A 26,150-nucleotide genomic window follows, 5' to 3' on the forward strand; every position below is an offset into this window, starting at 1 on the left:
GGCGGGGGCCGCGCTGTTGTCGTGGTGGACGGCTTCCGGCGTCAGTTGAAGCCCGGCATGCTGTTGGCGCCCTTGGTGCCGCCGTTGCCGTTGCCGCCGGTGCCGCCGTCGACGCCGCTGGTGGTGCCGGTGGTGTCGCCGCCGTCCACACCGCCGTCCGGCGGTGAGGCCGTGTCGCTCGGGGTGGTCGGGCTGCTCGGGCGGCCGCTCGGGGTGTGCGACGGGCGGCCGGACGGGGACGACGGGGTGCCGCTGGGGGTGCTGCTCGGGCTGCCGGTCGGCGACGGGGTCGTCGACGGGGTGGCGGTCGGCGACGGGCTGGTGGTCGGCGGGACCGCGGCGCCCATGTCCGTCTCCAGGTCGAAGTCGCCGCCGGTGTTGCCGTCGAGCGCGGCCTGTGTGTAGTCCGCCCACACCTTGGCCGGGTAGCCGCCGCCGTTGACCCGGCCGCCGCCGCCGGTGCCCTTGAGGGTCACCTGGGCGCCGCCGTTGGGCGACTCGCCGAACATGCCGACCGCGGTGACCAGCTTGGGCGTGTAGCCCACGAACCAGGCCGACTTGTCGTCGTCGGAGGTACCGGTCTTGCCGGCCGCCTGGTAGGCGGTGTTCTTGACGGCCTCCGAGGCGGTGCCGTCGTTGACCACGCCGGTGAGGACGGAGGTCACGGTGTCGGCGGTCCTGCGGTCGAGGACCCGCTGGCCGATCGGGTCCTTGAGCTTCAGCTCGTTCTCCACGCCGCCGACGCTGTGCACGGCCTTGGTGACCATCGTGGGGGTGACCTTGACGCCGTGGTTGTCGAGCGTGGCGTAGGCCCCGGCCATCTGGAGCGGGCTGGCGCCCATGGTGCCCAGGGTCATGGCCGGCTTGACGTCCATCTTGGAGCCGTCCATGCCGAGGCTGACCGCGGTCTTCTTCACGTCGTCCAGGCCGACGTCCGCGCCCATCTGTGCGAAGACCGCGTTGACGGAGTTGTTGGTGGCCGTCTGGACGGTGATCTTGTCGTAGTCGTGCTCGTCCTCGTTGGGCGGCGCGAAGGGGATGGTGCCGCCGACGACCGGACGGCGGTTGCTGCCGTCGTAGATCGTGTTCGGGGTGATCTGCACGCCGTCCTGGGTGACCGCGTGGTTCTGCATCGCCGAGGCGAGGATCAGCGGCTTGAAGGTGGAGGCCGCCTGGTAGTCGGAGCGGGTCGCGTTGTTGCGGTAGTGCTTCGGGTAGCCGGCACCGCCGTACATCGCGACGACATGTCCGGTCCTGGGGTCCACGGAGGCGGCGCCGAGCTGGGCGTCGCCGTCGACCTTGCGCTTGCCGGGGTTGAGGTCGCCGGTGAGCTTGCGCTGGACCGACTTCTCCAGCGCCTTCTGCTTCTTGGGGTCGATGCCGAGGGTGACGGTCCAGCCGCCGGCGTCGAACCGCTTCGGGTCGACGCCCTGCGCGAAGAGCTCCTGCTTGGCCGCTTCGAGGATGTAGGCCTTCTGGCCGGTCACACCGGGCATCGGCTTGGGCGGCTGGGGCTTCTCGAATTTCTGCCGGGCGCGCTCGTCGGGCGAGAGCCAGTGCATCTCGGTCATGTTGTTGAGCGTGTACGCCCAGCGCTGCTTGACCAGCTTCCGGCCGGTGGAGGTGGCGTTCTGCCAGTCGTACTGGCTCGGCGCCTGGAGCAGCGAGGCGAGGTAGGCGCCCTCCGTGACGGTCAGCTTCTCGGCGTCCTTGCGGTAGTACGCCTGGGCGGCGGCCTGGATGCCGTAGGCGCCGCGGCCGTAGTAGCTGGTGTTGAGGTAGCCCTCAAGGATCTGGCTCTTGGACATCTTGTCGTCCACCTTGAGCGAGATGACTATCTCCTGCAGCTTGCGGCTGACCGTCTGCTCGTCGCTCAGGTAGTAGTTCTTGACGTACTGCTGGGTGATCGTCGAGCCGCCCTGCTTGCCGTGCCCCATCAGCGTGTTGAGGATGCCGCGGGCGGTGCCCCACAGGTCGACGCCGGAGTCGTGGTAGAAGCTCTTGTTCTCCGCGGCGACGAAGGCGTGCTGCACCTTCACGTTGATCTGACTGAGGCTGATCGCCTCGCGGTTGAGCTTGCCGCCGCGGGCGAAGACCTTGCCGTCGGCGTACTTGAAGACGTTGGCCTGCTTGCCTGAGTCCTCGTTGCCCTTGGCGGGGATGTCCACGTAGAGGTACAGCCCGATGAAGGCGGCCATGCCCAGCAGGCACACCCCGAGGAAGGTCCCGAGGATCTTCTTCCAGGTGAAGAGGCGGCGTATGCCGGACTTCTTCTGCTTCGTCTTGGCCCGGCGGGCGCTCTCCTGCTGCGCCCGTCTCGCTTCCGCTCGGCCCATCGCTTCGACAACTCCAGTCGTTCCGCCCCCAGCTAACTCAGCTGTTGAAGCTAACACCGCATCTGTCAACAAATACTCATCGATCAAGGCTTTTCCCGACGTGACAAACAGCACCCGGCCCGACGGAACCAGGAGGTGGGTGTTCTGCGTCACCCGGCTCTCACCTGCGCACTTGCCGTAAATCGGGCTCGGCGCGGGGACTGGACGACCTGACCGCCCGTCCATTAATCTGCTATCACTTTGCTAGATCAGCGACATCATCGAATGCGGCGGACATCACGCGCCGCATCGGGAGAAACGGGGATATCCATGTCCGAGAAGCCAACGGCCGACCACCTCAGCGGCGCCACCTCAGGCCCCACCGCCGGCGACGACCTCGCCGTGACCGCCCCCGAGATGCCCCGCCCGCAGATCCGCGAGGTCAGGGCGCACAGCATCGCGGGCGGGCTGGCCCTGCTGCTGACCGTGCTCGGCGTGGCGCTGGGCGTCGCCGGGATCGCCGTCGGCGGCATCCTGGCCGACGGCGGCAACAAGGCGGCCGGCATACCCCTGATCCTGGCCGGGGCCGCGATCCTGCTCGGCTCCCTCTTCTGCATGACCGGCGTGAAGATGGTGGCCCCCGGCGAGGCCCGGGTCATCCAGCTCTTCGGGCGGTACGTCGGCACCATCCGCACCGACGGCCTGCGCTGGGTCAACCCGCTGACCACCGCCCGCAGCATCTCCACCCGGGTGCGCAACCACGAGACCGCGGTGCTGAAGGTCAACGACGCCTACGGCAACCCGATCGAGCTGGCCTCGATCGTGGTCTGGCAGGTGGAGGACACCGCCCAGGCGCTGTTCGAGGTCGACGACTTCCTGGAGTTCGTCGCCACCCAGACCGAGGCGGCGGTCCGGCACATCGCGATCGAGTACCCCTATGACGCGCACGACGAGGACGCCCTGTCGCTGCGCGGCAACGCCGAGGAGATCACCGAGAAGCTGGCCCTGGAGCTGACCGCGCGGGTCCAGGCGGCCGGCGTGCGGATCATCGAGTCCCGCTTCAGCCACCTCGCCTACGCTCCCGAGATCGCCTCGGCGATGCTCCAGCGCCAGCAGGCCGGCGCGATGGTCGCGGCCCGCCAGCAGATCGTCGAGGGTGCGGTCGGCATGGTGGAGCAGGCACTGGCGAGGATCAGCGAGCAGGGCATCGTCGAGCTGGACGAGGAACGGAAGGCTGCCATGGTCAGCAATCTGATGGTGGTGCTGTGCGGCGACCGGGCCGCCCAGCCGGTACTGAACACGGGCTCGCTGTACCAGTGAGGGAGCGCAGCGAGCGAACCATTAGGGGGTGCGTGCCTCGCGAATGCGAGGCCGAGCGTAGCGAGGTTTCAGCATGAGCACCGGGACTCCGGAGGAGTCCGGCGCCGAAGGCGGACGGACCCCCGCGCGACGGCCGCAGCAGCGCAAGCAGGTGCTGCTGCGGCTGGACCCGTTGATCCATGACGCGCTGGCCCGCTGGGCGGACGACGAACTGCGCAGCGCCAACGCGCAGATCGAGTTCCTGCTCCGCAAGGCGCTCTCCGAGGCGGGGCGGCTGCCCCGGGGCGCGGGGGCGATCCCGCGCCGGGGCCGCCCGCCGAAGAAGCCGGACGGCCAGCCGTAGCGCCGCACGCCACGACGGTCGGCGCCGCCTCCTCCCCCTATACACCTGACGTATACACCGCCGTTACACCGCCAGTAGGGTGGTCGGCATGTCAATCGGTCATACGCTTCTGGGCCTTTTGGAGTCCGGCCCCCGCCACGGCTACGACCTCAAGCGGGCCTTCGACGAGCACTTCGGCCAGGACCGCCCGCTGCACTACGGGCAGGTCTACTCCACGATGTCCCGGCTGCTGAAGAACGGCCTGGTCGAGGTGGACGCGGTGGAGCCCGGCGCCGGTCCGGAGCGCAAGCGGTACGCGATCACCGATGCCGGCGTCACCGATGTCGCGCAGTGGCTGGCCCGCCCGGAGAAGCCCGAGCCGTACCTGCAGTCGACGCTCTACACCAAGGTGGTGCTGGCCATGCTGACCGACCGCAACGCCGCCGAACTCCTCGACGCCCAACGCGCCGAACACCTGCGGCTGATGCGCGGACTGACCGAGCGCAAGCGCACCGGCGACCTCGCCGACCAGCTGATCTGCGACCACGCGCTGTTCCACCTGGAGGCCGATCTGCGCTGGCTGGAGCTGACCGCCGCCCGGCTGGAGAAGCTGGCGGAAGCGGTCCGGGCATGACGCCGGAGGGGTCCCTGCTCGCCGCCGAGGGGCTGCACAAGACCTACGGCCGCACCCCGGCCCTGGTCGGCGCGGACTTCTCGATCCACCCCGGTGAGGTCGTCGCCGTGATGGGCCCCTCCGGCTCCGGCAAGTCGACCCTGCTGCACTGCCTCGCCGGGATCATCACCCCCGACTCCGGCACGGTCCTCTACGGCCCACACACCCTCACCGGCCTGACCGACGCCCAGCGCAGCGCCCTGCGCCGCACCGACTTCGGCTTCGTCTTCCAATTCGGCCGACTGGTACCGGAGTTGACCTGCCTGGAGAACGTCGCGCTGCCGCTGCGGCTGAACGGCACCCGGCGCAAGGAGGCCGAACGCCGCGCCCACGAGTGGCTGGAGCGCCTGGAGGTCGAGGCGGTGGCCGGCCAGCGGCCCGGCGAGATCTCCGGCGGCCAGGGCCAGCGGGTCGCGGTCGCCCGTGCCCTCGCCACCCGGCCCCGGGTGATCTTCGCCGACGAACCCACCGGCGCGCTGGACTCGCTCAACGGCGAGCGCGTGCTGACCCTGCTGACCGATGCCGCGCGGGAGACCCGGGCCGCCGTCGTCCTGGTCACCCACGAGGCCCGGGTGGCCGCGTACTCCGACCGGGAGGTCGTCGTGCGCGACGGCAAGGTGAAGGACATGCTGGCGGGCCTGATATGAGCCCGCTGCGCTCCCGCACCGGCACCTGCGGCGCGGGCGGCGACGGCCGCGGCCCGCTCGGCGCCGCCCGCTCCGGCCCCGGTGTCTGGGCCCGCGACCTCGCGATGGGCATGCGGTTCGCGGCCGGCGGCGGCCGCGAGGGCTGGATCCGCACCGCGCTGACCGCCGCCGGGGTCGCCCTCGGCGTGGCCGTCCTGCTGCTCGGCGTGTCCGTCCCGCACCTGATGGACGCCTGGCACGGCCGGGAGAAGGCCCGCGAGAACCTCGGCCAGCAGCACGAGCCCCGGCCCTCCGACACCACCCTGCGCTACGCCTCCGCCGACACCACCTTCCACGGCGCCGAGGTCCGCGGCCGGCTGGTCCGTCCCGACGGCACGCACCCGCCGGTCCCGCCCGGCATCGACCGCCTCCCCGGCCCCGGCCGGATGCTGGTGTCCCCCGCCCTCAAGGACCTGCTCGACTCCCCCGGTGGTGCCCTGCTGCGCGACCGCCTGCCGTACGAGATCGCCGGCACCATCGGCGACGCGGGGCTGCTCGGCCCGAAGGAGCTCACGTACGTCGCGCGGAGCGCCACCCTGGCCGCGCCGGACGGCTACCGCATCGACCACTTCGGCAAGAGCTGGGACCCGCGGCCGATGAGCGCCCCGGCCGTGCTGCTGGTGATCATGACGTGTGTGTCGCTGATGACGCCGGTGATGGTCTTCATCGGCACGTCGGTGCGGTTCGGCAACGAGCGCCGCGAGGAGCGGCTGGCGGCGCTGCGGCTGGTCGGCACCGACGTCCCGACGACCCGCCGGATCGCCTCCGGGGAGGCGCTGTTCGGCTCGCTGCTCGGGGTGGCCGGCGGCGCCGCGCTGTTCCTGGCCGCCCGCGGGCTCGCCCCGTACCTCACGCTGTGGGACATCAACGTCTTCCCCGCCGACATCGCCCCCGGCCCGCTCGCCGCCGCCCTGATCACGCTGCTCGTCCCGGCCGCGGCGGTCCTGGTCACCCTCCTCGCGCAGCGCTCCGTCACCGTCGATCCGCTCGGCGTCGTCCACCACCGCCGGCCGGTCCGCCGCCGGCTGTGGTGGCGGCCGGCGCTGCCCGCCGTCGGTGCGCTGCTGCTGGTCCCGCTGTCCTGGGAGGGGCCGTGGACCGACGACCCGCTCCACACCGTCCGCCTCGCGGCCGGTGCGATGCTGCTGCTGCTCGGGGTCACCGCGCTGCTGCCCTGGCTGGTGGACGCGGTGGTCGGCCGGCTGCACGGCGGCCCCGTCTCCTGGCAACTGGCCGTCCGTCGCCTGCAGTTGAGCAGCGGTTCGGCCACCCGCGCGGTCAGCGGGATCACCGTCGCGGTGGCCGGCGCGATCGCCGTCCACATGCTGATGACCGGGATGCAGGCCGGGTACGCCGCGGCCTACGCGGAGTCCGGCAAGCTGCCGCGGATCGGCCTGTGGGGCAACGCGAAGGACTGGCCCACGACCCAGCGGGCGCTCACCGCGCTGCGCGCCACCCCCGGCGTGACGGCCGCCCGCGGCACCATCGACGGCCTCGCCGGCCCGCTCCCCACCGACCGCGCCCCCGCTGCTCCCGCTACCCCCACGCATCCCTCCACCCTGGCCATCGGCAGCTGCGCCGAACTGCGCCGGCTCGCCCAGCTGCCCTCCTGCCGGGACGGCGAGGTCTTCCTCACCGCCAACACCCCGGACCGCGAACCGGCCCTGGTGCCCGGGGCCCGGCTCGACCTCAACCCGCCGATGGTGCGGGGCGACCGGTTCGACCCGCAGCCCTGGACGATCCCCCGGTCCGCCCGCACCGCCCGGCTGCTCGCCCCCGGCCACGGCCCCGACCTGTTCTCCTACGACCTGCTGGTCACCCCGTCCGCGCTCGACCCGAGCCGGCTGAACGCCCCCAGCATGGAGCTCCGCGTCGGCTTCGACCGCTCCCTCCCCGACGCGGTGGAACACATCCGCACCACCGCGTCCCGGTTCGACCCGACCGTGCTGGAGTCGTCCGCGGTCGACAATCCGCACGACGGCCAGTACTCCAGCGTCCGCAACGCCCTGTTCGCGGGCGCCGTGGTCACCCTGCTGCTGATCGGCGCGGGCCTGATCATCACCACCGTCGAGCAGCTCCACGAGCGCCGCCGCCTGCTCTCCACCCTCGACGCCCACGGCATCCGCCGCGCCACCCTCGGCCGGTCGCTCCTCTGGCAGACCGCCCTCCCCGTCCTCCTCGGCCTCGCCCTCGCTCTGGCCTGCGGACTCTCCCTCGGCGCCCTGCTCCTCACCATGATCGACAGCGCCGTCACCGTCGACTGGCCGGTCGTCCTCGCCATGACCGCCACCGGCGCCGCCGTCATCCTCTTCGTCACCGCCCTGAGCCTGCCGCCCCTGTGGCGCATGATGCGACCGGAGGGCCTGCGGACGGAGTGACGTGCGGTGTCCTCGAACGGGTGAACCGCCCCGCACGGCGAGCGGGCGCGGACCGGACGCGACAACGATGCCCTGACACCGCTCAACGACACCCCTCAACGCCCGTCAGGAGCCGAGAAATGCCGACCCATACGCCCCGTGCGACCCGTGCACCTCGTGCGACCACCCTCCTCGACGAGGTCGACCGGCTCATGGACCGCCTCCCCGGCGTCCGCTTCGAGGTCATCGGCGGGGAGATCCGGGTGACCCCGCTGCCGGACGGGGCCCATGGGTGTGTACTGACCGACCTGACGCTTCTCTTCATGGAGGCGGGCCTGCACGCCGGGAACAGGCGCGTCCTCCAGAAGCTCGCCGTCTGGCTGCCGACCGGCCCCTACGACTTCGCCATCCCCGATCTCGCCCTCACCGACGACTTCGACGGACACCTCGTCGAGTACAACTGCTACGACCCCGCCATCTTCCGCCTGGCCCTGGAAGTCACCTCGAACAACTACGGCAACGAGCTGGACACCAAGGTCGCGGCCTATGCCAGCGCCGAGATCCCGGTCTACGTCATCCTCAACCGTCGCGACGACTGCCTCCACGTCCTGACCGACCCGCGCCACGGTACGTACCGAAGCCACCGGATCCATCACCCCGGCGAACGGGTGACCCTCCCGGCCTCCGTCGGAGCAACGGTGCAACTCGACGTGGCAGCGTTGCTCGACGGAGCCCGTCACGGCTGAACATCCCCCTCGAACGGGTGGACGCTGTCGTACGAGACGTGCGCAGGCACTCCTGCCTACGATGATGGCCTCGGCACCAGCCAACGGGAGGCATGCATGTCCGCAGCAGCTGTCGAGGGTCCTTACGCGCACGGCCGTGAGCCTCTGACGCTCCTCGAACAGGCCGACCAGCTCATGAAGCAGCTCCCTGGCCACCGCGTCGAGATCCTCGGAGGCGTCCTCACCGTGACCCCACCCCCTGACCCTGCCCACGCAAAGGGGCTCTCCCGTCTCCGGCGACCCTTCGTCGCGGCCGGGCTGGACGGCGGCCGGACAGAGGTGCTGGAGGGTCTCGGCCTGTGGTTGCCGGACGGACCGGAGGACTTCGCCGTTCCTGACCTCTCCGTGGTGGACGCCGACTTCGAGGATCACGTCATCGAGTACGGGTGCTGCGACCCGGCGGTCTTCCGGATGGTGCTGGAGGTCACGTCCACGAATTACACCAACGACCTGCGCACGAAGGTGACCGCCTACGGGGCGGCGAAGGTGCCGGTATACGTGATCGTCGACCGCAGGCACGAACGCCTGCACGTCCTCACCGAGCCGATGGTGGACGACTATGCCGTGCACCGCATCCATGTGGCCGGCGAGAAGGTCACCCTGCCGGAGTCGATCGGCGCCGAAGTCACTCTGGACGTCGGGCAGGTCCTGGACGACGCCCGACCGCGGGCCCCCCGCCCCTGACCCTCACCCCTTGACCATCCGCACCGGCAGCCCCCGTAGTGCCGCCCGCAGGGCCTCGGCGAACTGCTCGAATTCGTCCTGCCGGGCCGCGCCCGTGCGCATGGCCAGGGCGATCCGGCGGGACGGGGCCGGGTCGGCGAAATAGCCGGTGGTGAGCTGGTCGTTGCGGCCGGTCTCGACGCGGAGGGCGGTGCGCGGCAGGAGGGTCACGCCCAGGCCGCCGGCCACGAGCTGGACGAGGGTGGACAGGCCCGCCGCGCTGGTGGTGACCGGGGTGTTCTCGTCGCGGCCCGCCTCCCGGCAGATGTCCAGGGCCTGGTCGCGCAGGCAGTGGCCCTCGTCGAGCAGCAGCAGGTCGAGTTCCTGGAGCGCCTGGCGGGGGATGTCGCCGCGGCCGCCGAGCCAGTGGTCCTTGGGCGCGACGAGCACGAAGTCCTCGTCGAAGAGCGGGAGTTCGGTGATCTGGGGGACGCCGAGCGGGACGGCGAGCAGGAGCAGGTCGAGGCGCCCGTGCGCCAGGCCGTCGAGCAGCGACGCGGTCTGTTCCTCGTGGACCTGGAGGTCCAGGTCGGGGTAGGTGTCGTGGACCAGGCGGAGCACGGCCGGGAGGAGGTACGGCGCCACGGTCGGGATGACGCCGAGGCGGAGGACTCCGGTGAAGGGCGCGCGGGCCGCCTCGGCCTCCTCCATCAGGTCGCCGACGGCCTCCAGGACCGTACGGGCCCGGGCCGCCAGCCGCTCCCCCGCGGGCGACAGCAGCACCTTGCGCGTCGTACGCTCCAGCAGCTGCACCCCGAGGGCCTCCTCCAGCGCGGAGACCGCGCCGGACAACGCGGGCTGGCTCATGCCGATCTCGGCCGCCGCCTCACGGAAATGCAGATGCTCGGCCACCGCCGCGAACGCCCGCAGCTGGGCCAGGCTGGGCTGGCGGGGCCGGCCGCCCTGGCTGGCTGGTGAAGCCACTGATAACCACCTCCGATCAACATCAACCAGTCTAGCTATTTCCCTGATCAATGCGTCCTGTGGCACTGTGAGTTCCGTCCAAGCCTCAAGGAAAGCCCCAAAAGGGACTTTCTACGCAACAAGGAGAGCGCGTGCTCACTGTCGGTGACAAGTTCCCCGAGTTCGACCTGACTGCCTGTGTCTCGCTGGAGAAGGGCAAGGAGTTCGAGCAGATCAACCACAAGACCTACGAGGGCAAGTGGAAGATCGTCTTCGCGTGGCCCAAGGACTTCACCTTCGTGTGCCCGACCGAGATCGCCGCGTTCGGCAAGCTGAACGAGGAGTTCGCCGACCGTGACGCGCAGGTCCTCGGCTTCTCCGGCGACTCCGAGTTCGTGCACCACGCCTGGCGCAAGGACCACCCGGACCTGACCGACCTGCCCTTCCCGATGCTCGCCGACTCGAAGCACGAGCTCATGCGCGACCTCGGCATCGAGGGCGAGGACGGCTTCGCGCAGCGCGCCGTCTTCATCGTCGACCAGAACAACGAGATCCAGTTCACGATGGTGACCGCCGGCTCCGTCGGCCGTAACCCCAAGGAGGTCCTGCGGGTCCTCGACGCCCTCCAGACGGACGAGCTGTGCCCGTGCAACTGGAGCAAGGGCGAGGACACCCTGGACGCGGTCGCGCTGCTGGCTGGTGAGTGAGACCCATGGCCCTCGATGACCTGAAGTCCGCGGTCCCGGACTACGCCAAGGACCTCAAGCTGAACCTCGGTTCGGTGATCGGCAACAGCGACCTGCCGCAGCAGCAGCTGTGGGGCACGGTGCTGGCCTGCGCGATCGCCTCCCGGTCGCCGAAGGTGCTGCGCGAGCTGGAGCCCGAGGCGAAGGCGAACCTCTCCGCCGAGGCGTACACCGCCGCCAAGTCGGCCGCCGCCATCATGGCGATGAACAACGTCTTCTACCGGACCCGGCACCTGCTGTCGGACCCGGAGTACGGCAACCTGCGCGCCGGCCTGCGGATGAACGTCATCGGCAACCCGGGCGTCGACAAGGTCGACTTCGAGCTGTGGTCGCTGGCCGTCTCGGCCATCAACGGCTGCGGAATGTGCCTGGACTCGCACGAGCAGGTGCTGCGCAAGGCCGGTGTGGAGCGCGAGACGATCCAGGAGGCGGTCAAGATCGCTTCCGTTCTGCAGGCCGTCGGCGCCACCCTGGACGCCGAGGCCGCACTCGCCGAGTGACCCGGTAGCCGTACGGCGCCCGAAACACGCAGAACCCCGCGGACGTTGCGTCGTCCGCGGGGTTCTGCGTCGTTGTCCGGGTGCTACTCGCGTTCGCCGTCGCCGTCGTCGTCGCTCCGGGCCCGCCGGACCGGCGGCGGGGTCGGCGCCACTCCGAGGGCGGTGGCGCCGCGCGGGGCCACCGACATGCGCACCGCCTGTTCCCGGGAGTACGAGCGCAGATACCCGACGACCGTGTTGGTGACCGCCACCAGCGGCACCGCGACGACCGCACCGCCGATCCCGGCGATCAGTCCGCCGGCCGCGACCGAGAGGATCACCGCGAGCGGGTGCACCCGGACCGCCCGGCCCAGGATGAACGGCTGCAGCACATGGCCCTCGATCTGCTGCACGGCCAGCACCACCGCCAGCACCATCAGCGCCGTGAACACGCCCTGGGTGACCAGCGCGACCACGCACGCCAGCGCGCCCGAGACCACCGCGCCGACCAGCGGGATGAAGGCGAACAGGAAGATGAAGACGGCGAGCGGGACGGCCAGCGGCACGTTGAGGAAGTACAGCCCGATGCCGATGAAGATGGCGTCGATGAGCGCCACGATCACCGTGCCGCGCACATAGGCGGTCAGGGTGCGCCAGGCCCGCGGTCCGGCGCCCGCCACGCCCTCCCGCGCCGCGCCCGGAACGAGCTTGAGCACCCACTCCCAGATCCGCCGCCCGTCGTAGAGCAGGAACAGCGTGGTGAACATGGCCAGCAGGATGCCGGTCAAGACCTCCAGGACGACGGTGACGCCCTCCAGGCCGACCGAGGTGATCGCCTCGGTGTTGGCACCGATCGCGTCCTGGAGGTTCTTGGCGATGCTGTTGATCTGACTCTCGGTCACATGGAACGGGCTCTTCAGCAGCCAGCCCTTGAGCTCGCTGATGCCCTCCTGGATGCGGCTGGACACCGAGTCGATGTTGTCCTGGACCTGCCACACCACGAACCAGCCGACCAGGCCCATGATCACGAAGCCGCCGATGAAGGTCAGCGTGGTGGCCGGCCCGCGCGGCAGCCCGCGCCGGCGCAGCCAGCCGACCGTCGGCTGGAGCAGCGCGGTGATCAGCATCGCCGCGATGAAGGACAGCACGACCAGCTGGATGCTGGTGATCACTTGCGCCAGCACCCACAGCGTGGCGGCCAGCACCAGCAGCCGCCAGCCCGCCTCGGCGGCGACCCGTACGCCCCAGGGCACGGCGTCGACCGGATCGGGCCGGGCCGCCACGGCCGGCGCGTACGAGGGCGGCGCGGGCACCGAGTCCGGTGCCCGCGAAGGGGCCGACCGCGCCGCGTCCTCCGCGCCCGTGCCCGGATGCGGTACGCCGTCCCCGGCCTGCGGCAACTGCGTGCGGGGCACGGCGAGCGCGGCCACCGGTGCGTCGGCCACCGGTCCGTCGAGCGTCGACGACGCCGAGCGCTCGGCACGCCCCAGCTCGTCCGCGTCCTCGGCTGCTGCGGCGGCGGCCTCGGCGCGGCGGCGCTGTTCCTCCAGCCGCTGCGAGAGCCGCGTCAGACCGGCGCCGAGGCCACCGACCCACTGAGGCAATCTGGACATCTGCCTTCCTCTTCCCCTCCCGTGCGCCACGTTGACGGGCACGACGTTACCCGTGCGCGACGCACGAAACCCCCGACGCGGTGCGTTCGGGGGTTTCGAGAGGCGCGGTGTGCGGCCGGTGGGCCTAGTACCAGCTGTTCGCCTGCCAGAACGACCAGGCGCCGCAGGGGCTGCCGTAGCGGTCGTTCATGTAGTTCAGGCCCCACTTGATCTGGGTCGCCGGGTTCGTCTGCCAGTCGGAGCCCGCGGAGGCCATCTTCGAGCCGGGCAGCGCCTGGACGAGGCCGTAGGCACCCGAGCCGGCGTTGGTGGCCTTGTAGTTCCAGCCGGACTCGTGGCTCACGATGTTGCTGAAGCACTGGAACTGGTCGCCCGCCATCATCTGACGCGCGATGGCCTGCGTCTCGGCGATGGTGTACGAGCTCTTGCCGACCAGGTCGCCGAGGTCGGTGCGCTCGGAGGAGCGGGACGCGGCCAGCTCCTTCTTCTTGCGCGCGTCGGCTTCCTTCTTGGCCTGCTGGTCCGCGGCGTCCTTCTTGCTCTGCGCGGTCTCCGCGGCAGCCTTGCGCGCGGCCTCCTGTGCAGACTTGAGGGCGCTCGCGTCCGCCTGGGTGGACGCCTCGTCCGCCTGCTGCGTCAGGGAAGCCGTCTGCACCTGGGCCTGGGCGCCCGCGGGGATGTCGGCAATGGTCGTCGCATCGGCAGCGGTCGCCTCGGCGTTGACCGTGGCGGGCTGCCCTGCAGCGACGCCGACGACGGCGCCGACGGTGGTGACCGCGGTGGCGGATGCCACGGCGAATCCCCGGACCGAGATCCGGCTCACACGTTTTCCTTCCAGCATCGCCCGCTTAGGTGACCTCGCGGACGCAATCGTGCCCCTGGCGCTGGTCTCCCCTTGTTCCGGGCCCTGTTGAGCGGGCGGGACCGGCTGGTCACGGGAGGCACTGGCCCGGTACGTCCCCCTCGGGGTCCGCGTGGTGCTCGGGCGGCATACGGCGACTCACTATGAAGTTCGGTTGTTCTGCACCGCTGGGGGTGCGGATGCCGTATGCGGGGCCTGACAGGACCCAGACTCTGCCCGAACGACACACCGGGAATCAATTCCCGGCCGGGTGTGAAAGCTCACACCTCGTTTACCCCCGGGTATTTTCGGATATCGGCGCGCAGCAGAACGCCGCCCGGCTAAGCTCCTTCGCTTTGCCGGGCGGCGCCGCCTTACAGCAGGTCAGATCCGGACAACTGGCCCGATCCGAGCGGTTGTCCAGGTCTGCCGGGTCAGATCCTGACGTCCTCCAGCATTTCGGTCACCAGTGCCGCAATCGGCGACCGTTCCGAGCGGTTCAGGGTGACATGGGCGAAAAGCGGATGCCCTTTCAGCTTCTCGACGACCGCGACCACTCCGTCGTAGCGCCCGACCCGGAGGTTGTCCCGCTGGGCGACGTCATGGGTGAGGACGACCCGGGAGTTGGCCCCGATACGGGACAGAACCGTCAAAAGGACATTGCGCTCCAGGGACTGGGCCTCGTCCACGATGACGAACGCGTCGTGCAGCGACCGCCCGCGGATGTGGGTCAGCGGCAGCACCTCCAACATGCCGCGGCCCACCACCTCTTCGATGACGTCCTTGGTGGTCACCGCGGACAGCGTGTCGAAGACGGCCTGCGCCCAGGGGCTCATCTTCTCCGCCTCGCTGCCCGGCAGATAGCCCAGTTCCTGCCCGCCGACCGCGTACAGCGGGCGGAACACCATCACCTTGCGGTGCTGCCGGCGCTCCAGCACCGCCTCCAGGCCCGCGCACAGCGCCAGCGCCGACTTGCCCGTGCCGGCCCGCCCGCCCATCGACACGATGCCGACGTCCGGGTCGAGCAGCAGGTCCAGCGCGATCCGCTGTTCGGCGCTGCGCCCGTGGATGCCGAACGCCTCCCGGTCGCCCCGGACCAGCCGGACCGTGCCGTCCGCGGTGACCCGGCCGAGCGCCTTGCCGCGCTCGGACTGCAGCACCAGGCCGGTGTGCACCGGCAGCCCGGCCGCCTCCGGTACGTACACGGTCTCGGCGGAGAACAGGTCGTCGACCTGGTCGGCGGGGACGGCCACCTCGGCCATCCCGGTCCACCCGGATTCGGTGATGGCGAGTTCGGCGCGGTACTCCTCGGCCAGCAGGCCCACCGAGGACGCCTTGATGCGCATCGGCAGGTCCTTGGAGACGACCGTGACGTCGAACCCCTCGGCCTGGAGGTTGCGCGCGACGGCGAGGATCCGCGAGTCGTTGTCACCCAGCCGGCTGTGCCCGTTGAGGAAGCCCGGGGGCAGGATGCCGGTGTCGGAGTGGTTCAGTTCGACCCGGAGCGTCCCGCCGAGCTCCCCGATGGGGATGGGCGAGTCCAGCCGCCCGTGCTGCACCCGGTACTCGTCCAGCCGGCGCAGCGCCTGCCGGGCGAAGTAGCCGAGCTCGGGATGGTGCCGCTTGGCCTCCAGTTCCGTGACCACCACGACCGGCAGCACGACCTCGTGCTCGTCGAAGCGGGTCATGGCGCCTGGATCCGCCAGCAACACACTGGTGTCGAGGACATAAGTGCGCCGGTCGTTGTCACGGCGCTGCTTGCTGTTCACCACGGGTGGACGAACCCCCTCGGATGAGGTTGGGGTGCGACGGCGTCGCGGGGCGGTGTGCTCCCGGAGGCGTGGTGCTCCCAGCGGCTGCTGGGCAGCGCCCTCGGGACCCCCGGCCATCTCATGACCGGACCGGGCTCAGGCCACGATGCACGGGCCGAGCGCCGGCCCCTCGCGTCGCCCGTGCGGTACGCACGGATCTCCGTGATGTGCAAAGGGCCTCCCGGGCGGACGGCCCCATGCCGTCCGCTGAGATGCGGCGCCCGATGGCTTGTTCCGGACGCCGACCTGGATGGGATATTCCCTCGAACCCCCCTCGCCATGCCACGGCATATGACGCACGGTCGATGAACCTTGGGTTACGTGTGATCGCTTCGCCGGGGCGGCCGGCGCGGGCGGCGCACGAGGGGCCGAGCGGGTGGTTCCCGGGCGAAGACGCCGTCAGAAAAGCCCCCGCCGGGGCCCGTTCGGGGCCGGCGGGGGCTTCGCGGCGAGGAGGGTACGGCCTGCTAGAAGCCGTAGCGGCGGTGCCGGGCCGCGTAGTCGCGCAGCGCGCGCAGGAAGTCGACCTTCCGGAACGCCGGCCAGAAGACCTCGCAGAAGTAGTACTCCGAATGGGCGCTCTGCCACAGCATGAAGCCCGACAGCCGCTGCTCGCCGCTGGTCCGGATCACCAGGTCCGGGTCGGGCTGGCCGCGGGTGTAGAGGTGCTCCGCGATCCGGTCGATGTCGACGATCTCGGCCAGTTCCTCGAAGGAGGTGCCGCGCTCGGCGTGCTCCAGCAGCAGCGAGCGCACCGCGTCCGCGATCTCCTGCCGGCCGCCGTAGCCGACCGCGACGTTGACCAGGATGCCCTTGTTGTCGAGGGTGGCCGCCTCGGCCTCCTTGAGGACCGTCTGGGTGGCCTCGGGCAGCAGGTCGCGGTTGCCGACGTGGTGCACCCGCCAGCGGCCGTCGGCGGCCAGGTCCCGCACGGTGTTCTCGATGATGCCGAGCAGCGGCTTCAGCTCGCCCTCGGGCCGGTCGAGGTTGTCCGTCGACAGCAGCCAGAGCGTGACGACCTCCACATCGGTCTCCGCGCACCAGCCGAGCAGCTCGCCGATCTTGGCCGCGCCCGCCTGGTGACCCTGCTCGGTCGTCCGCCCGTCGGCCCGCGCCCAGCGCCGGTTGCCGTCGAGGATGACGCCGATGTGCTTGGGCACCTGGGTGTGATCCAGGCGACCCTCCACCCGCCGCGCGTAAAGCCGGTAAACCAGATTCCGCAGTGCAGGCGGATACGGGATGCGCATCCCGGAAGATCGCAGCATGTGTGGTCCAGCCCCTCCGTGCCAATGGCGGTCGCCCCGTCGCCTCAAGTGGGCAACTTTACTTCTCGGCTGTCGAGACAGCCCCATCAGGTAGGTCACAGGTACGTGATAGGGAGATGAGCATGACTGGCACCGACTACCGCGCCGCGGATTCCCGCTACGACTCGATGAAGTACCGGCGAACGGGCCGCAGCGGACTCAAACTCCCCGCTATCTCCCTTGGACTCTGGCACAACTTCGGGGACGACCGCACCCTGAGCTCCCAGCGGGCCATCCTGCGACGCGCCTTCGACCTGGGTGTCACCCACTTCGATCTGGCCAACAACTACGGCCCGCCGCCCGGCTCCGCCGAGCTGAACTTCGGAAAGATCTTCGCCCAGGACTTCCGCGGCTACCGCGACGAGATGATTCTCTCCACGAAGGCCGGATATCTGATGCATCCGGGCCCCTACGGCGAATGGGGTTCGCGGAAATATCTCCTCTCGTCGTTGGATGCGTCACTGAAGCGGATGGGTGTCGATTACGTCGATATCTTCTACTCGCACCGCTTCGATCCGGACACCCCGCTGGAAGAGACGATGGGCGCGCTGGCCTCCGCCGTCCAGCAGGGCAAGGCGCTCTACGTCGGCATCTCCTCCTACAACGCCGAGCAGACCCGGGACGCCGCCCGCATACTGCGCGAAATGGGCGTTCGGCCGCTGATCCACCAGCCGTCGTACTCGATGATCAACCGCTGGACCGAGGACGACCTGCTGCTGGACACCCTGGAGGACGAGGGCATGGGCTGCATCTCCTTCGCGCCGCTGGCCCAGGGTCTGCTCACCGACAAGTACCTGAACGGCGTTCCCGAGGGCTCGCGCGCCTCCCAGGGCAAGTCCCTGGACCCGAACCTGCTCTCCGAGGATGTCGTGGGCCGGCTGCGCGGCCTCAACGAGATCGCCGGCCGGCGCGGGCAGTCGCTGGCCCAGCTGGCCCTGCGATGGGTGCTGCGCGACGAGCGGATGACCTCGGCGCTGATCGGCGCCAGCAGCGTCACCCAGCTGGAGGCCAATGTCGCGGCCCTCGACGCCCCGGCCCTCACGGACGCCGAGCTCGCCGAGATCGATCGGTTCGCGACGACCACGGACGGGGTCAACATCTGGGCCCGCCGGGGCTGACCCGGCCGGCGGACCGCCGCCCGGAAGCACTGCTTTCCGGCCATCTCCGAAGGGGGTCCGCGCCCCTCCCGCGGGCCGCAAAGAAAAGCGGGCCGGTCCGTGGGGGGGATACGGACCGGCCCGAGGGGGGGTTTCCACCATAACCCCGCGGAAGGGGTGCTGTGTGCACCGGCGCGCGCGGCGGCGTGGCTCCGGCGCGGCGACGGGGGCGGGAGGCGGGCCGTGCGCCCCTGCGCCAGCGCGGGCGTACGGGCCCGGCGGCGCCCCGGCCCATCGGGGTCAGCGGGCCGCCAGTGCGGCCGGCAACAGGCCGCAGAAGGCCCCGGCGATCAGGAAGGGCCCCAGGGGTACGGCGGTTTTCCGGGCGCCGCGCCTGACGATCAGCAGCCCGGCGGCGTAGAGCCCGCCGAGCAGGATCCCGGCCGCGCCGCCGGTGACCAGGGTGCGCCAGCCGTACCACCCAAGGGCGACCCCCAGTCCGAGCGCCAGCTTGACGTCACCCAGTCCGAGGCCCGCCGGGTTGACGAGGTGCAGGACCAGGTAGCAGGCGGCGAGCACGAGACCGGCCAGGAGGGCCCGCCACCAGGCGCCGGGGTCGCCGGTGAACCGGCCGGCGAGGCCCAGTGCCGCCGCGAGGACGGCGGCCAGCGGCAGCGTCAGCACGTCCGGCAGCCGCCGCACCCGCCAGTCGACGATCACCAGCAGCACCGCGGCCGGCGCCGCCAGCAGCCAGGCGGCGAGTTCCGGCCGCGGCCCGGTGGCCGCCGCCAGGGCCGCGCAGACCAGCGCGGTGACCGCGGCCGTCGGCGCCCAGGCGGGCCCGTACGCCCCGCAGGCCGGGCAGCGCCCCGGTCCCAGCCAGCCGCGCGCCGCGCCGGTGATCGGGTGTCCCCCCGGGCACTGCGCGCGCCACTCCTCGTCGGGGCCGACGGCCATCCGGTGGGCGGGCCGCGGTATGAGCAGCCCGGCCGCGGCCCCGTAGGCGGCGGCGAGCACCATCAGCATCACTGACACGGTCCGACCCTATGGGGGCGTCTCCCGGGGCACGCCGGGAGCTGATAGAACGCGGGGCATGGCGCGTTGGAGGAACGGACCGGGGGTGCTGTACGGCGCGGAGCGTGCGGTGCCGGTGGAGATCGCGGCCTCGTACCGGGCCCGGGCCCGCGGTCTGCTGGGCCGCGACGGCATCGAGGGTGCCCTGCTGCTGACCCCGGCGAGCGGGGTGCACACCTTCCGGATGCGGTTCGCCATCGATGTGGCCTATCTGGGCCGGGACTTCCGCGTGCTGGCGGTGCGCACCATGCCGCCGGGCCGCCTGGGCCGCCCGCGGCTGCGCGCCCGGCACGTCCTGGAGGCGGCGGCCGGTGCGATGACGGACTGGGGCCTGCGCCCGGGGATGCGGCTGCGGGTCGAGCCGACGCCCGCGCCGGAGGCCGCCGGGCGCTGAGCCCCGTTCCGCCGGGCGCTGAGCCCCGTTCCGCCGGGCGCCGTCACCGCTGCCAGTCGGCCACCAGTGCCAGCAGTCCGGGGAAGCGCGCCTGAAGGTCGTCCACCCGGACGTGGCTGCGCCGCTCCAGCCCGTACTGGCGCTGGCGGATCAGACCGGCCTCCCGCAGCGTGCGGAAGTGGTGGGTGAGCGAGGACTTGGGCCGGTCCAGGCCGAACCAGCCGCAGGTGTGGTCGAACTCCTCGGACTCCAGCAGCAGCGTGCGCACGATGTGCATCCGCAGCGGATCGCTCAGCGCGCCCATGACGACCTCCAGCCGCAGCGCGTCCCGCACCGGCTCGGGCAGCGGTTCGGGCGCGCCGGCCGGCACCGGTCGCTGTGCCCACTCGGCCCGGGCACGTGGGGTGGACGACATTCGGCGCTCCTCCGGTTCGGGGCGGTCGGGCGGCAGGGGCGGGCGGCCGTTTCGCCGCCTCCTGCGCGGCCCACTTCGCAGTACGACTTGCATCGTACTGCGGTATGGCTGTACGAATCTCTTCGTACTGACTGTACGACTCGACTCGTACAGCATGACGAGGAGGGGACACCCATGCCCGGAACACGCACCGCGCGGCCCGAGGCCACACCCACCGCGAGCCCGGCACCGGCCGCGACCACCGCCGTACCGCCCGTGCGGGAGGTCTGGTTCGCCGCCTGGCCGGTGGTCGCGATCTTCGTGCTCTCGAACGCGGCGATGCCGCTGTACGCGGTCTGGCAGCGCCAACTCGGCTTCAGTTCCGGCACGTTGACGCTGATCTACGCCGCGTACGTGGTCGGCCTGCTGGGTGCGCTGCTGGTGGCGGGCGTCGCCTCGGACCGGCTCGGACGCAAACCGGTGCTGGTCCCGGCGCTGCTGCTGGCCCTCGTCGCCTGCCTCGTCTACGCCACCGCACCCTCGGTGGCCGCGCTCGCCGTCGCCCGGCTGCTGACCGGCGTGGCCACCGGCGCCGCCGTCTCGGCCGGGATGGCCGCGGTCACCGATCTGGCCGCGGGCCGCCGGATCGGCCCGCTGCTGGCCTCCACCGCCATGGTGCTGGGCGCGGGGATCGGCCCCGTACTGGCCGGGGTGCTGTCACAGACCGCGCCCGCGCCGACCGTCACGGTCTTCGTCGTCGAGGGCGTCCTGCTGGCCACGGCGCTGGCGGCGGTGGTCCGGATGCCGCTGCCGCGGCGGGACGGGACGGCCGGCGCGGCGCCGGGCGGCTGGGTGCGGCTGCCCGCCGTGCCGCACGCCAACCGCCGCCATCTCGCCCTGGGGCTGGCCGCGTTCGCGCCGGGCATCAGCGCCACCGCCTTCGTGCTGTCGCTCGGCCCGTCGCTGCTCGCCGGACTGCTCGGTACGACCAACCGCGCGCTGGCGGGCGGGCTGGCGCTGGCGATGTTCCTGTCCGCCACCGGCGTGCAGTTCGCGCTGCGCCGCCGCGCGGTCCGTACGGTCCTGCTCGCTTCCGGCGCGGCCACCGTCACCGGCACGCTCGCCCTGGTCACCGCGATCCACACCGGCACCCTGGCACCGCTCGTCGTCGCGGTGCTGCTGGCCGGGGCGGGCCAGGGCGCGGGCCAGCTGGGCGGGCTGACGCTGCTGAGCCGCGAGGTCCCGGCCGGCCGCCGCGCGGAGGCCAACGCCGCGCTGAACGCGGGCGGTTACTTCCTGGCGGGCGCCCTCCCGGTCGCCGACGGCTACCTCAGCGACGCCATCGGCCTCCCGGCGGCCGCCACCATCTTCGGTCTCGCCGTCGCCGCGCTGGCCGCGGGAGGTGTGGTGCTGGTCGCGCTACGGGGCGGTCAGGCGCGGTAGCGAGCGGGGCGGTGCGGACTCCCGGCCCGTACCGCCCCGACGTCCGGCCGGCTGCTCAGAACCCGCTCATCACCGCGTCCGCCACGCCCTCCAGCGCCGCACGACCGACCCCGGCCCGGGCCGAGACCCGCAGCCCACCGATCGTGGCGATGAGGAGGTGGGCGAGCGTCCCGGCGTCCGTCCGCGAGGTGAGGTCGCCGGCCCGCTGCCCCGACTCGATCACCGCCCGGAGCGCCGCCAGCCGTGCGCCGTAGTCCCGTTCCAGCGTGGCGGCGACCGACGGGTCGTGGGCCGACACCTCGACGCAGGTGTTGACGACCAGACAGCCGCGGCCGTCCGCACCGGCCGCGCACTCGTCGTCGATCGTCCACTGGAGCAGCGCGCGGATCTTCTGCCGGGCCGGCAGCTCGCTCTCCAGCAACGCGTACATCTCGGCGTTCTTGCGCTCCATGTAACGGGCCAGGGCCCGTTCGAACAGGTCGTGCTTGCTCTTGAAGGTGTTGTAGATGCTGCTGCGTCCCAGCCCGGTGGCGTCACAGAGGTCCTGGGTGGACGTCGCCTCGTAGCCGGTGATCCAGAACGCTTCCATCGCCGCGTCGAGCGCCCGGTCCTCGTCGAACTGCCTGGGTCGCGCCATGACATCAAGCTAGCACGATTTGAATCGCTCGATCCAATATTGTCCGGCCGGCCCCCGCGGACGGCTTGCCGTCCGCCGCCCCCGAGTGATCACATGCGCGGGTGAACGCATGCCCTCCCGTCCTCGCCAACCCGGGCCGGCGGCTGCTCGCCGTCGTCATCGACGTGGTGATCGCCGCCGTCGCGCTGTCCGTCCTCTCGGCGGCCATCGGCCTGGTCGTCGCCCTGGGCCGCCCGGCGGACAACTCGCCCTTCTACCTGACCCTCCTGGCGGCCGTGGCGATGGTGTTCCTCTACTCGCCGCTGCTGACGGCCGGGTGCGGGGGCACGGTGGGCAAGCTGATCTGCGGTCTGACCGTCGTCCGGGTGGCCGACGGCCGCCGGCTGTCCTACGGGACGGCCCTGGCGCGGCATCTCGCGCACCTGGGGATGTGGGCGGTGCCGGTGCTCAGCCAGCTCGACGCGCTGTTCTGCCTCTGGGACCGGCCCTACCGGCAGTGCCTGCACGACAAGGCCGTGGGCACCCTGGTCCTGCGCACCCGGATGCCCGCCCCGTCCTTCCCGCCGCCCTACCCGCCCCCGGGCAACTGGCCTCCGCCGGGCGGCTACCCGCCCGCGGCGCCCTTCCCGCCCCCGGCTACGAATCCGCCCGCGGGAAGCTGACCTCGACCCTGCGGTTCTTCCTGCGGCCTTCCTCGGTGGTGTTGTCCGCGATCGGGTACTGCTCGCCGTAGCCGCGGATCTGGAAGCCGACCTGCGAGCCGAGGTCCTTGGCCAGTTCCTCCTGGACGGCGGTGGCCCGCTTCTTGGACAGCACCAGGCCGTGGCTCGCCGAGCCGAGGTTGTCGGTGAAACCGAAGACCCGCAGGGTGGTGGCGTGCTGCTTCCTGACCTCGTCGGCGATGGTGCCGATCCGGGACACCGCGTCCCCGGTCAGCTCGGCGCTGTCCTTGCCGAACAGCACCTCGGCCTGCAGCGCGAACGTCACGTTGTCGTTGGTGTCCTGCCGCCGCTCCGAGCCGTCGTCGGTCTCCACGATCGACTTGATGTTCAGCACCTTCGCCGGCGCCAGCTTGGCCCCCTGCACCATCCGCAGATCGGGGTCGTGGGGGTCGATGCGCACGGGTGGGCCGGAGTCCTCGGTCACCCCCGGCGGATCGGCGTGGGCGGGGGGCGCGGACAGCGCGGCGGCCAGCAGCAGCGCGACGGCGGCCGGGACGGCGCCGCGGGGCATCCGGCGCGAACGGGGAGAACGGGGAGAACGGGGAGAACGCGGCGTGGGGTTCAGGGTCATCGGGCGGCCCGCTCAGTCCGTGATCTGGACGGTCGCCGGCGGCATGGTCGGCAACTGGAAGTCGACCTCGGTCACCTTGGCCGGTGGCGCCGGGAACTGCGCGAATATCGGGCGGCTGGCCCCCGGCATCAGCCCGCTCAGGCCCGTCGTGCACAGGCATTCGCCGTTGGTGTCCCGCAGCACCAGATAGCGCTTCTTGCCCGCCTTGTCGACCAGGGTGGCGCCCGAGATGGACGAACGCGACCGCAGCTCGGTCTCGTTGGAGCGCCAGTCGATGGCGTTGAAGGCGCGGCTGCCGTGGTTGCTGACCGTACCGTTGACGGTGACGAAGCCGCCGGAGTCGCGGACCACGGAATTCAGGGTGACCACGACGCCGTCCGGGCCCTTCATCTCGCCGATCACCTTGCTGGAGTCGGCCGCCGGGGTGCCCGGGCCGCCGTCCTTGGGCGTGCTGCTACGGGCCGGCGGCTTCTTGTCGTCCGTCCGCGCACCGCCGTCCCCGCCGCCGCCACCGCAGCCGGACACGACGAGAGCCAGGCCGACAGCGCTCGCCATGGCGACCGCTCCCCTGGCGGCCTTCGTGGTGCGCCGAATGCTCATGGATGCGATTCCTTCGATCGTCGGGTGCCCGGTGCGGGTCGGTGGGGTGGTCGATGTGGTGCTCTGGGACGGTCAGTGGGCCAGCCGTACGGAGAAGAGGTCGGAGGCGTCGGGGAGGTGCGTCGGGTCGCCGGCGTCGAGGATCCATTCCTTGCCGTCGCAGGTGATCGTGACGGGGGCGGGCCCGGGGTCGTCCTTGCCGCCGCCCTTGCCGCCCTTGCCCCCTCCGTCGTCCTTGCCGCCCTTGCCGTCTTTGCCACGGCCGTCGTCCGCGCCGTCCTTGCCGCCGGCGTCGCCGCCGTCGGGTGCGGGGGCGCAGCGCGGACCGACCACCGAGGTCGCCTCGGCCCGTGCGTGCTTGCCCGCGGTGCCGGGGACGACCGAGGACCCCACGGTGTTCAGGGTCTTGACGGTGACCGCGAACGAGGTCGGCCAGGAGTCCGGGACGCAGCGGGAGACCTCGGCGTCGTTGCGCCCGGCGAACCAGTCCGCGCTCGCGCAGGCCGCCGGGGAAAGAACCCCGCGCCCGTTCAGCAGGTCCTCCCAGGCGGCCTTGTCGGTCTCGTAACTGCCGTCGCGGACGCCGTCGAGCACGCGCTTGGTCAGCAGGTCGCGGTACTTCTGCCCGGCGGCGAGCGCGGCGGCGTCGGCGGCGGTCTGGGCACCGTTGCGGGTGGCCGCCGCCTGCCCCACGGCGAAGAAGGCGAGCGCGAGGAAGAGCAGGCCCGCGACCGCCACGAGGTAGAGCGGGAAGGCCTGCCCGGCGTCACGCGCGCCGCGGCGCGGTTCGGCGACCGTCATGGCGGTGGCGGCCCGGGTCCCTAAATGCCGACGACGTCGGAGATCTTGTTGGCGATGGCATTGGCGATCTGGCTGCCGAAGTCCGTGGTCGACAGGACCAGGACGATCGCCACGACCACCGCGATGATGCCGAGGTACTCGATCGAGGTCTGTCCCCGGTCGTTCCCCAAAAACCGCTTCGCCATCGTCTTCCCCTCCATGGGCGGCCGCACCGCTCTGGTCCGGCTGGTCTGCCCCCGTGGTGTCGGCGCGGTCGGCCGCGCTCATGACACCAGAAAAGTACGCCGGAACGGTGTTCCCCGGACAGGGATTCCGTACCCAATCCTCTTTCGGGGACACGGGCGGAAGATACAACGGCGCCTTTCGGCCACGCTCATGCACCTCGTCCACCCCCGCTCCCCCTCCGGACCGCGTCCCGCGCCGATGCCCATGCGGACCGGCCGGCCTCCCCGCGCCCGAGCGCGGCGGTGACCGCCGGTCCACCCACTGTGACACAACTCGTTGCTGTTGCGAAGGCGTTGACGGGAATGCGGGCCGCGCACCGCACGCATCCGGCCGGGTCCGGCACGGCGTTCGGCCGACCGCCGCACGCCCGGGCCGTCCGCCGCTACGGCGCCGCGCGGGCGCCGTCTCAATCCCCCATCAGCGAGCCGAAATTGGTGCCCGAGCCGAGGAAGAAACCCGCGATGAGCAGGATCATCGTCGCCGGCACCATGAACGTGGTGACGACCATGGTGGCCTTGGGGACGGCCCGGGCGGCCCGCCGACGGGCGTTCTGGGCGTCGGTCCGGCGCATGTCGTTGGCGATCTGGATCAGGGTGTCGACGATGGGCGAGCCGAGTTCCTCGCCCTGCTGGAGGGCCGTGACGAACTGGGCGACCTGTTCGGAGTCGTTGCGTTTGCGCAGTTCGTCGAAGGCGGCGCGGCGGCTGACGCCCATGTCCATCTGCCGCAGGGTGATCCGGAGTTCATCGGCCCACGGGCCTTCGTATTTGTCCGCGACCCGGTCGAGTGCCTGGCGGAAACTCAGCCCGGCGCTGACGACGACCGCGAGCACGTCCAGGAAGTCCGGCAGGGTCCGCTCGATCGTGTCCTTGCGCTGGCGGATCGCGGCCCAGATGCCGACCTCGTTCCAGAAGAGGCCGAAGAGCACCATCAGGACGCCGAGAACCGGCTGACCGTGCAGGAACATCACCAGCGCGCCGATGAAGCCGAGGGCGCCGTAGACGGCACGGCGAGCGGCGTAGCGGTCGACGGTGAGGCCGCCGGGGTTGCCCGCCAGGTCGATCCGGCGACGGATGCGGGCGGTGCGCTTCTCGCCCATCAGGCGCAGCACGAGCGGGGCGTAGCGCATGCCGAGGCGGTCCACGGCCGAACCCACGGCCGTCGTCCGGGTCGCACCGACCTCCAGGGACAGCGCCAGGTCGGGCGGCAGCCGGGCCTCGCGGCGGTACAGGGCGACCCCGCAAGCGATGCCGACGACCGAAAGGGCGAAGGCCGCGGCCAGCAGAATTCCGATTCCCATTCCGTTTTCCATCC

27 protein-coding genes are annotated in these 26,150 nt (G+C 71.5%); 13 read left to right on the forward strand and 14 right to left on the reverse strand.

The window, feature by feature from the left end; genetic code table 11:
• Window positions 1–41: 41 nt before the first annotated feature.
• Window positions 42–2,336, reverse strand: coding sequence for a transglycosylase domain-containing protein (locus AB0E02_RS17445; RefSeq protein ID WP_362140105.1), 2,295 nt, complete (start codon window positions 2,334–2,336; stop codon window positions 42–44).
• Window positions 2,337–2,732: 396 nt separating this feature from the next.
• Here AB0E02_RS17445 and AB0E02_RS17450 point away from each other — a divergent pair, with 396 nt between their 5' ends.
• From AB0E02_RS17450 to AB0E02_RS17480, 7 genes are all read left to right on the forward strand, one after another.
• Window positions 2,733–3,635, forward strand: coding sequence for an SPFH domain-containing protein (locus AB0E02_RS17450; protein ID WP_362140351.1), 903 nt, complete (start codon window positions 2,733–2,735; stop codon window positions 3,633–3,635).
• Window positions 3,636–3,708: 73 nt separating this feature from the next.
• Window positions 3,709–3,978: a hypothetical protein gene (locus tag AB0E02_RS17455; RefSeq protein ID WP_362140108.1), complete on the forward strand. Its 270-nt coding sequence runs from the start codon at window positions 3,709–3,711 to the stop codon at window positions 3,976–3,978.
• Window positions 3,979–4,066: 88 nt separating this feature from the next.
• Window positions 4,067–4,591: a PadR family transcriptional regulator gene (locus tag AB0E02_RS17460; protein WP_362140111.1), complete on the forward strand. Its 525-nt coding sequence runs from the start codon at window positions 4,067–4,069 to the stop codon at window positions 4,589–4,591.
• Entirely contained in the window at window positions 4,588–5,277 is a 690-nt protein-coding gene (locus AB0E02_RS17465; protein ID WP_362140114.1) for an ABC transporter ATP-binding protein, read from the forward strand. Before AB0E02_RS17460 ends, AB0E02_RS17465 begins: the two co-directional genes overlap by 4 nt.
• Window positions 5,274–7,694: an FtsX-like permease family protein gene (locus AB0E02_RS17470; protein ID WP_362140116.1), complete on the forward strand. Its 2,421-nt coding sequence runs from the start codon at window positions 5,274–5,276 to the stop codon at window positions 7,692–7,694. Before AB0E02_RS17465 ends, AB0E02_RS17470 begins: the two co-directional genes overlap by 4 nt.
• Before the next feature lie 119 nt (window positions 7,695–7,813).
• Window positions 7,814–8,419 carry a Uma2 family endonuclease gene (locus AB0E02_RS17475; RefSeq protein ID WP_362140118.1) on the forward strand — a complete coding sequence of 202 codons (606 nt, stop codon included), beginning with the start codon at window positions 7,814–7,816 and terminating at the stop codon, window positions 8,417–8,419.
• Between the two features lie 96 nt (window positions 8,420–8,515).
• Entirely contained in the window at window positions 8,516–9,142 is a 627-nt protein-coding gene (locus AB0E02_RS17480) for a Uma2 family endonuclease (RefSeq protein ID WP_362140121.1), read from the forward strand.
• Between the two features lie 3 nt (window positions 9,143–9,145).
• Here AB0E02_RS17480 and AB0E02_RS17485 read toward each other — a convergent pair whose 3' ends face one another.
• Window positions 9,146–10,105: a LysR substrate-binding domain-containing protein gene (locus tag AB0E02_RS17485; RefSeq protein WP_362140123.1), complete on the reverse strand. Its 960-nt coding sequence runs from the start codon at window positions 10,103–10,105 to the stop codon at window positions 9,146–9,148.
• A 131-nt stretch (window positions 10,106–10,236) separates the two neighbouring features.
• On the opposite strand from AB0E02_RS17485, the gene AB0E02_RS17490 reads away from it, so the two are divergent.
• Window positions 10,237–10,791 (forward strand): peroxiredoxin, encoded by a 555-nt coding sequence (locus tag AB0E02_RS17490; protein WP_362140125.1) that lies wholly within the window; start codon window positions 10,237–10,239, stop codon window positions 10,789–10,791.
• A gap of 5 nt (window positions 10,792–10,796) precedes the next feature.
• Window positions 10,797–11,330 (forward strand): alkyl hydroperoxide reductase, encoded by a 534-nt coding sequence (locus AB0E02_RS17495; RefSeq protein ID WP_030412180.1) that lies wholly within the window; start codon window positions 10,797–10,799, stop codon window positions 11,328–11,330.
• An 83-nt stretch (window positions 11,331–11,413) separates the two neighbouring features.
• Here the strand turns inward: AB0E02_RS17495 and AB0E02_RS17500 are convergent, their stop codons facing one another.
• From AB0E02_RS17500 to AB0E02_RS17515, 4 genes are all read right to left on the reverse strand, one after another.
• A complete protein-coding gene (locus AB0E02_RS17500; RefSeq protein WP_362140127.1) occupies window positions 11,414–12,922 on the reverse strand; it encodes an AI-2E family transporter in 1,509 nt (502 codons plus the stop codon).
• 124 nt (window positions 12,923–13,046) lie between these two features.
• Window positions 13,047–13,745: a transglycosylase SLT domain-containing protein gene (locus AB0E02_RS17505; protein ID WP_030412178.1), complete on the reverse strand. Its 699-nt coding sequence runs from the start codon at window positions 13,743–13,745 to the stop codon at window positions 13,047–13,049.
• Window positions 13,746–14,197: 452 nt separating this feature from the next.
• A complete protein-coding gene (locus AB0E02_RS17510) occupies window positions 14,198–15,535 on the reverse strand; it encodes a PhoH family protein (protein ID WP_030412177.1) in 1,338 nt (445 codons plus the stop codon).
• 506 nt (window positions 15,536–16,041) lie between these two features.
• A complete protein-coding gene (locus AB0E02_RS17515; protein WP_030800863.1) occupies window positions 16,042–16,821 on the reverse strand; it encodes an isoprenyl transferase in 780 nt (259 codons plus the stop codon).
• Between the two features lie 140 nt (window positions 16,822–16,961).
• Here AB0E02_RS17515 and mgrA point away from each other — a divergent pair, with 140 nt between their 5' ends.
• Window positions 16,962–17,996 carry an L-glyceraldehyde 3-phosphate reductase gene (gene mgrA / locus AB0E02_RS17520; protein ID WP_362140131.1) on the forward strand — a complete coding sequence of 345 codons (1,035 nt, stop codon included), beginning with the start codon at window positions 16,962–16,964 and terminating at the stop codon, window positions 17,994–17,996.
• A gap of 279 nt (window positions 17,997–18,275) precedes the next feature.
• Here mgrA and AB0E02_RS17525 read toward each other — a convergent pair whose 3' ends face one another.
• Window positions 18,276–19,010, reverse strand: a complete 735-nt coding sequence (locus tag AB0E02_RS17525; protein WP_362140134.1) for an A24 family peptidase — start codon at window positions 19,008–19,010, stop codon at window positions 18,276–18,278.
• A gap of 58 nt (window positions 19,011–19,068) precedes the next feature.
• Here AB0E02_RS17525 and AB0E02_RS17530 point away from each other — a divergent pair, with 58 nt between their 5' ends.
• Entirely contained in the window at window positions 19,069–19,443 is a 375-nt protein-coding gene (locus AB0E02_RS17530) for a DUF192 domain-containing protein (protein WP_030800870.1), read from the forward strand.
• 43 nt (window positions 19,444–19,486) lie between these two features.
• Here the strand turns inward: AB0E02_RS17530 and AB0E02_RS17535 are convergent, their stop codons facing one another.
• Window positions 19,487–19,858, reverse strand: coding sequence for a helix-turn-helix domain-containing protein (locus AB0E02_RS17535; protein ID WP_362140137.1), 372 nt, complete (start codon window positions 19,856–19,858; stop codon window positions 19,487–19,489).
• A 174-nt stretch (window positions 19,859–20,032) separates the two neighbouring features.
• On the opposite strand from AB0E02_RS17535, the gene AB0E02_RS17540 reads away from it, so the two are divergent.
• Entirely contained in the window at window positions 20,033–21,280 is a 1,248-nt protein-coding gene (locus AB0E02_RS17540; protein ID WP_362140140.1) for an MFS transporter, read from the forward strand.
• A gap of 55 nt (window positions 21,281–21,335) precedes the next feature.
• Here AB0E02_RS17540 and AB0E02_RS17545 read toward each other — a convergent pair whose 3' ends face one another.
• Complete coding sequence (locus AB0E02_RS17545) at window positions 21,336–21,917, reverse strand: TetR/AcrR family transcriptional regulator (RefSeq protein ID WP_362140143.1); 582 nt, start codon at window positions 21,915–21,917, stop codon at window positions 21,336–21,338.
• Window positions 21,918–22,018: 101 nt separating this feature from the next.
• On the opposite strand from AB0E02_RS17545, the gene AB0E02_RS17550 reads away from it, so the two are divergent.
• Entirely contained in the window at window positions 22,019–22,579 is a 561-nt protein-coding gene (locus AB0E02_RS17550; RefSeq protein WP_362140146.1) for an RDD family protein, read from the forward strand.
• Here AB0E02_RS17550 and AB0E02_RS17555 read toward each other — a convergent pair.
• The 5 genes from AB0E02_RS17555 to AB0E02_RS17575 form a co-directional block, all read right to left on the reverse strand.
• Window positions 22,554–23,150, reverse strand: a complete 597-nt coding sequence (locus AB0E02_RS17555; RefSeq protein WP_362140149.1) for an OmpA family protein — start codon at window positions 23,148–23,150, stop codon at window positions 22,554–22,556. The two genes, AB0E02_RS17550 and AB0E02_RS17555, sit on opposite strands and share 26 nt — an antisense overlap.
• 72 nt (window positions 23,151–23,222) lie before the next feature.
• Window positions 23,223–23,810, reverse strand: a complete 588-nt coding sequence (locus tag AB0E02_RS17560; protein ID WP_362140151.1) for a hypothetical protein — start codon at window positions 23,808–23,810, stop codon at window positions 23,223–23,225.
• 72 nt (window positions 23,811–23,882) lie between these two features.
• Entirely contained in the window at window positions 23,883–24,611 is a 729-nt protein-coding gene (locus tag AB0E02_RS17565; RefSeq protein ID WP_362140154.1) for a pilus assembly protein TadG-related protein, read from the reverse strand.
• Window positions 24,612–24,631: 20 nt separating this feature from the next.
• The gene (locus tag AB0E02_RS17570; protein ID WP_006603411.1) at window positions 24,632–24,796 is read right to left on the reverse strand and encodes a hypothetical protein; all 165 of its coding nucleotides are present in this window, start codon (window positions 24,794–24,796) and stop codon (window positions 24,632–24,634) included.
• A 446-nt stretch (window positions 24,797–25,242) separates the two neighbouring features.
• Window positions 25,243–26,136 carry a DUF5936 domain-containing protein gene (locus tag AB0E02_RS17575; protein WP_362140156.1) on the reverse strand — a complete coding sequence of 298 codons (894 nt, stop codon included), beginning with the start codon at window positions 26,134–26,136 and terminating at the stop codon, window positions 25,243–25,245.
• Window positions 26,137–26,150: the final 14 nt, after the last annotated feature.

It is taken from the genome of Streptomyces sp. NPDC048196 (assembly GCF_040652715.1).
Taxonomy (GTDB): domain Bacteria; phylum Actinomycetota; class Actinomycetes; order Streptomycetales; family Streptomycetaceae; genus Streptomyces; species Streptomyces siderophoricus.